The organism is Janthinobacterium sp. HH106, from assembly GCF_001758725.1.
In the GTDB taxonomy this organism is placed as follows: Bacteria; Pseudomonadota; Gammaproteobacteria; order Burkholderiales; family Burkholderiaceae_D; genus Janthinobacterium.
Genome location: NZ_LRIC01000042.1, coordinates 1 through 5382 on the forward strand (window position 1 = coordinate 1; position 5382 = coordinate 5382).

Sequence of the window (5382 nt, forward strand, 5' to 3'; positions counted from 1 at the left end):
ACAAAGCGTTGTGTTTGTCAGCTGCGAAGAAGGAAGAGTATGAAGCGTTTCGGCTCATTCGTCAACCTTCTTTTTTGCCGTTTGCTACTGCATCCGGCTCCCTCTGTTTCGCTAAAACCACTGCGTCTCATTGGGGAGGCGAACTATAGCAAAGCCACTCAAGGGCGGCAAGCTTTATTTCAGCAATTCGGCAACCGCCATGCCCACATCGGTCGTACTGGCGCTGCCGCCCATATCCGGCGTACGCGGACCATGCTCGAGCACCCGCTCGATGGCGTGCACAATCGCGTCATGCGCCGCCGTGTAATTGGCATCGCCATTACCGAGGAAGTCCAGCATCATGGCGCCCGACCAGATCATGCCGATCGGGTTGGCGATATTCTGGCCATAGATGTCGGGTGCGGAACCGTGTACCGGTTCGAAGACGGAAGGAAAAGTCCGCTCCGGATTGATATTGGCCGATGGTGCGATGGCGATCGTTCCCGTGCACGCAGGTCCCAGGTCAGACAATATGTCGCCAAACAGATTCGAAGCGACCACCACGTCGAAACGTTCGGGACTCAATACAAAGCGGGCCGCCAGGATGTCGATATGGTATTTATCCCAGCAGACCTCGGGAAAGCTCGGGGCCATCGCTTCCACCCGTTCATCCCAATACGGCATGCTGATGGCAATACCATTCGACTTGGTCGCCGATGTCAGGTGTTTTTTAGGCCGGCTTTGCGCCAGCTCAAACGCATACTTCAGGATGCGATCAACGCCTTTGCGCGTAAACACGGATTCCTGCAGCACCATTTCGCGTTCTGTCCCCTCGAACATGCGCCCGCCCACGGATGAATATTCTCCTTCCGTGTTTTCACGCACCACATAAAAGTCGATATCGCCCGGCTTTTTATTCGCCAGCGGACATGGCACGCCCCGCATCAGCCGCACGGGACGCAAGTTGACGTATTCGTCGAATTCACGCCGGAACTTCAGTAATGAACCCCACAGCGAGATATGATCGGGCACCTTGTCCGGCCAGCCCACGGCGCCAAAATAGATGGCGTCGAAATCCTTGAGCTGCGCGAACCAGTCCGAGGGCATCATTTGCCCGTGTTCCAGGTAATAGTCGCAATTGGCCCATGCCATCGTCGTAAACTGCAAGTCGATATTGAAACGGCGGGCGGCCGCTTCAATTACACGCAAGCCCTCCGGCATGACTTCATTGCCAATGCCGTCACCGGCGATGACGGCGATTTTATGTATGCTCATGGGGGAAACCCTGTTGGAAATAGACGATGGAAGCCCGTATTTACATCTGCTGCGTCACGTCCGGGTACAGACGCGCCAGCACATCGGCAGTGATCGCCGTGATGATGGGCTGCACACATTCGGCAGCCAGTTCATTGGACTTCGCGCGGCGCACCTCTTTCCATAACTCGACCAATGCGCTCTCATGACGCGCCACCGCCTGCTCGACTTCATCCTGCCAGAAGGCCGGCGCCTCGCTTTCGACAAAGTTGCCGCGGCCACGGCCAAAGTGCGCCACCGCCAGGTAACGCAGCACGCCCGCCACCACCAAGGTGCGCAGGAAGGCATCGGTAAATTGCATCGTGGGCTCATTGCGGTCCGTTCCGGAATTAAAGCCCCAGGCTGCGCCCGCAAACGTCAACGCACCAACCACACCGCCAAGCAGGGCGCCCGTGCCCAAGGTCAGGCCGCCGGAAATCAGGTCGGCCGACAGCCCTGTCGCCGCACCGGAAATCATCGCGCCCAATAGCCCGGCTTGCGCCTTGTCGATCGGCGCGCGCACGGCGAAGTTCTCCCGTATCCGGCTATTGATCTTATGCGCGTCGGTCGGGTCGAGTTTGTGCAGGATCAAAAGCTCACGCGTAGTGATACCGCTGTGCGCATTAAGCCGCGCCACCAGGCTGGCCATGGCCTTTTCCTGGCGTTGCTGCTCTGCGTTCTTGCCTATGCCAACGACCTGCAAGGCCGATTTCAGCAGCCCCTTAGAGGCGGGCTCGATGGCTTCGCGATCCTGCCCGGCCACCGCCAGTTGCGTGGCCAGCAAGTGCATCGCCTGCCGGAAACGTGCCGTATTCTGCTCTTGCCAGGCAGCAAACAAACGCGCATAGCCTGCTTGCTGCGACTGCGGCAACAATTTACCCACAGCTTCGTAAAACACGCGTTCATGCACCCAGCAGCGGGCAAAGGCATCGAGCGCCAGGACATCGCGCACGATTGGATACTGCTGCAAATGCTCGCGCCAGCGCGCCTGCTCGCCATGTTCCTCATTACCCGGACGCGGCGGCCCCATCTGATTGAGCAAGACCACCACAGGCTTATCCAGCCAGGCGAGGATTTTCATTTCCGCCGGCAAGTAGCCCGCATCCTTAGGATGTTCCGAGGAATTCACCAGGTACAACACCACGTCGGCGGAGTCCTTGGCCGTGCGCAGCGCCTGCTGGCTGAGCCAAAACGGGCGGTCGCGATAACGGTCCAGCACTTCACGCAGAAACCAGCCGATGGGATTGCCTGACTGGCCCAGGCGCTTGAGCAGACGCACGGAGTCGCCAAAGCCGGGCGTGTCCCACAATTGCAAAGCATCACCCTGTGGCGTGGCCAACAAGGTATGCGATTCGGCAAACACGGTTACGTGGGCAGCGTCGCGCACTTCGCCCACATCCACGCCGACGAGGGTACGCGCGAGTGTTGTCTTGCCATTATTCGTGTGCGAAATCAGCGCAAACTGAATCTGCACCGCGTCATCTTGCACATCTTTATTCACGTTCACACTCATGCTGCTGCCGATACTTTCAAGCCGACACCGGCATCAAGCGGGTGCAAGGCAGGGTTGAGCAAATTGACCACGGTGGCCGTGGCTTTATGGAACTGGCAGAACTGCTGCCACAAGGCGACCCGTTCCGCCAGACGCGCGCCGTTATCCGCCTGCTCGCCCGCGCGCTCCAGGTAGCTGGACTCGTCGATCAGGACAGCGATGCCGCGCGCCGACGATTGCACCAGATAATCGAGGAAGGCCCCGTGATTTTCCTTTTCCGGCGTCGCCGTCAGATTGAACAGCACGGCCGTGATATTGACTTGTGGATCGTTCAAGTCCGTGTCGCGCAAGACGTCCTGCGGCTCTTCGCCATACGACGTTGATGGACGCAGCATCATGCGGCCCTGCTCGCCAAACAGCATGAGGGCGATTTGCCCCAGGCCTTTGTGACGTGCCTCATCGACAGTAAAGCTGTACGGCAAGACGCGCAGCATGCCGCCCGTGGCCACACCGATGCTTTCATTAAGCTTGCGGAAATACGGCTGATCGAGATCCAGCGGAAACTGCCTGGCCAGGCGCGCGGCGCGCCAATTATTGACCAGGGCCAGGATCAGGCGGGGGACGACCACCAGCAGGAAAATCGTCGCCGCATACAAATGCACCCAGCGTGCGCCGCCTTCGACGGTCGTCGTTTGCGGGAAGCGCAGCGCTTCGATTTCCGCCAGCGAAAAACCTTGTAAGTGAAACAGGGCAATGGCCGGCGCAAACAGGGTCGACAGCAGGCTGTGCACCTGGCCGGCATTCAAAAAGGTGCTTTCCCAGCCGGCCGCGTATTGCGACAGGAAACCGCGCGCATACAACGAGGCGACGGCGCCAATGGCAAACATGGCAGCGCTCAGGTGGATGGTACGGCCCAGGCGCGCGGCCGTCAGCTTGGCGCTCAAATGCGCCCACTCGCCCATGAAACTGAGCAAGCCCGAAGACAAGGCGTGCGGCAGTTTGCGCGGCAAGGCAAGGCGACCCACGCTCAGGTGGCGCACCAGCCCCGCTTTCGGCCAGCCGAGCGAGTGCGAAGGGATGCATAGCCAAATCAGCAAGCCCAGGTAGACCAGCACATTCCAGGCGATGATCAGCAGCAAGGGCGCCGACAGCAAGTCGACGCGATGCGGATCCGTTATACGGTCCAGTCCGGCGCCCAGCAGCAGTGCCAGCAGGGGCAAAGTCAGCGCCAGGGCTTTCATGCCGTTACGACGCTTCGCGAAAGCAGCGAAGGCGGGAGTGCGCTCGGTGATGCGCTTGAGGATCAGCTCGGAACGCTGCTGCAGGAAATCGTCACCCGTGACTTCGGCCTGCTTGCCCGAAGCTTGCCACTGCGCAAGCTCACGCGCACTGCGGCTGGCATACATGCGGTCATCCTCGCTGAGGACTTCTTTTTTCTGGTCGGCCGTCTCGATAGCACGGACCAATACCACTTCTCTCGCAATCTGCTCGTTCATGGTGCTCCTGTTTTTGTATGAAACGACAACTCGACAGGCAGATTGTGACGTACTTTCGTGTTTCAGGCCAACGCGTCCTCGGCCCGGAACAAATGATGTAGCAGATAGATCAGGAAAGAAGCAATCCAGGCAGACCACAAGGTGTGTGTAAAAAATTGCGTACCTTGTAACTGTTGCTGCCAGCTTGCCGCCAAACCGCACAGCAGCATGACGCAAGCGAGCAGCAGCGCCATGCGTGGTCGCCCGGGCAGACAGAACAATGGCAAGGCCAGCATCCACCAGGCAGTGTTCGCCTGGGTAGCAGGCAGGCATGCCATGGCAGATGCGCTGGCTGGCAATGTTTCCAGCAGGCGCGTGTACGGCTCCAGTCCGCCATAACGCAACAAATGCGTGGGACAGGGCACGTCGCTGAAGGAAGAGAGCAAATAGATGCTTAGCGGCACGAAGATAGCCGACAGCGCCACCACGCGCAAGGCGCTGCGACGCGAAGCAAGCCAGGCCAACGGACGCAAGGTGTCCCACACGGTCAGCCCGATCATGACGGCGCCAAGCAAGATCATACCGATCTGAAAACTGCGCGCCCACACGCTGTCAGCGCCGACAAATTGTCCACGCGCACCGTCGAACATACTGTCGGCAATCATGAGGTCGAGGTTGCTGTAATTACCGATCCAGAGTATCAGCATGGCCGACAGCATCAGGATGCTATCGATGCCTTTGGGAGTTTTGACGAGTTTAAGCTTGGCCAACATGGGTGCACACGTTACTTGATGAGAATGGACATCATCGTACAGTGTCAATATGAAGAGAACATGACGGTGCCCGCCGTTCACAACATGTGGTGATAAATGACAAAGGCAGCGCGCGGCGCTGCCTTTTTTTCGCCTGCTGAACAGCCGGGGTCAGCCCCCCTCACACTGACCGTAGATCGGCGGATCTGGCAGGTCGGCGCAGGCCGGCGTAGGTCGGCTTAGCGCAGCGTAAGCCGACAACCACCTGCGGCACCCCGCAAAACCGCCAGACGAAAAAAAACCCCACCGGAGTCCGGCGGGGTTTTTCTCTTACTGCGTATAACAAGCCTGACGATAACCTACTTTCACACTGGTTGCAGCACTATCATCG

4 protein-coding genes are annotated in these 5382 nt (G+C 58.9%); all 4 read right to left on the minus strand.

Annotated features, from left to right (window positions below; genetic code table 11):
- Positions 1 to 174 precede the first annotated feature (174 nt).
- A complete protein-coding gene (locus JAB8_RS16430; RefSeq protein WP_070290623.1) occupies positions 175 to 1254 on the minus strand; it encodes a tartrate dehydrogenase in 1080 nt (359 codons plus the stop codon).
- A gap of 40 nt (positions 1255 to 1294) precedes the next feature.
- Entirely contained in the window at positions 1295 to 2785 is a 1491-nt protein-coding gene (locus JAB8_RS16435) for a DUF3482 domain-containing protein (protein ID WP_070223770.1), read from the minus strand.
- Positions 2782 to 4260 (minus strand): DUF2868 domain-containing protein, encoded by a 1479-nt coding sequence (locus JAB8_RS16440; RefSeq protein ID WP_070290624.1) that lies wholly within the window; start codon positions 4258 to 4260, stop codon positions 2782 to 2784. Before JAB8_RS16440 ends, JAB8_RS16435 begins: the two co-directional genes overlap by 4 nt.
- A 62-nt stretch (positions 4261 to 4322) precedes the next feature.
- Positions 4323 to 5012 carry a hypothetical protein gene (locus tag JAB8_RS16445; protein WP_083287765.1) on the minus strand — a complete coding sequence of 230 codons (690 nt, stop codon included), beginning with the start codon at positions 5010 to 5012 and terminating at the stop codon, positions 4323 to 4325.
- Positions 5013 to 5382 lie beyond the last annotated feature (370 nt).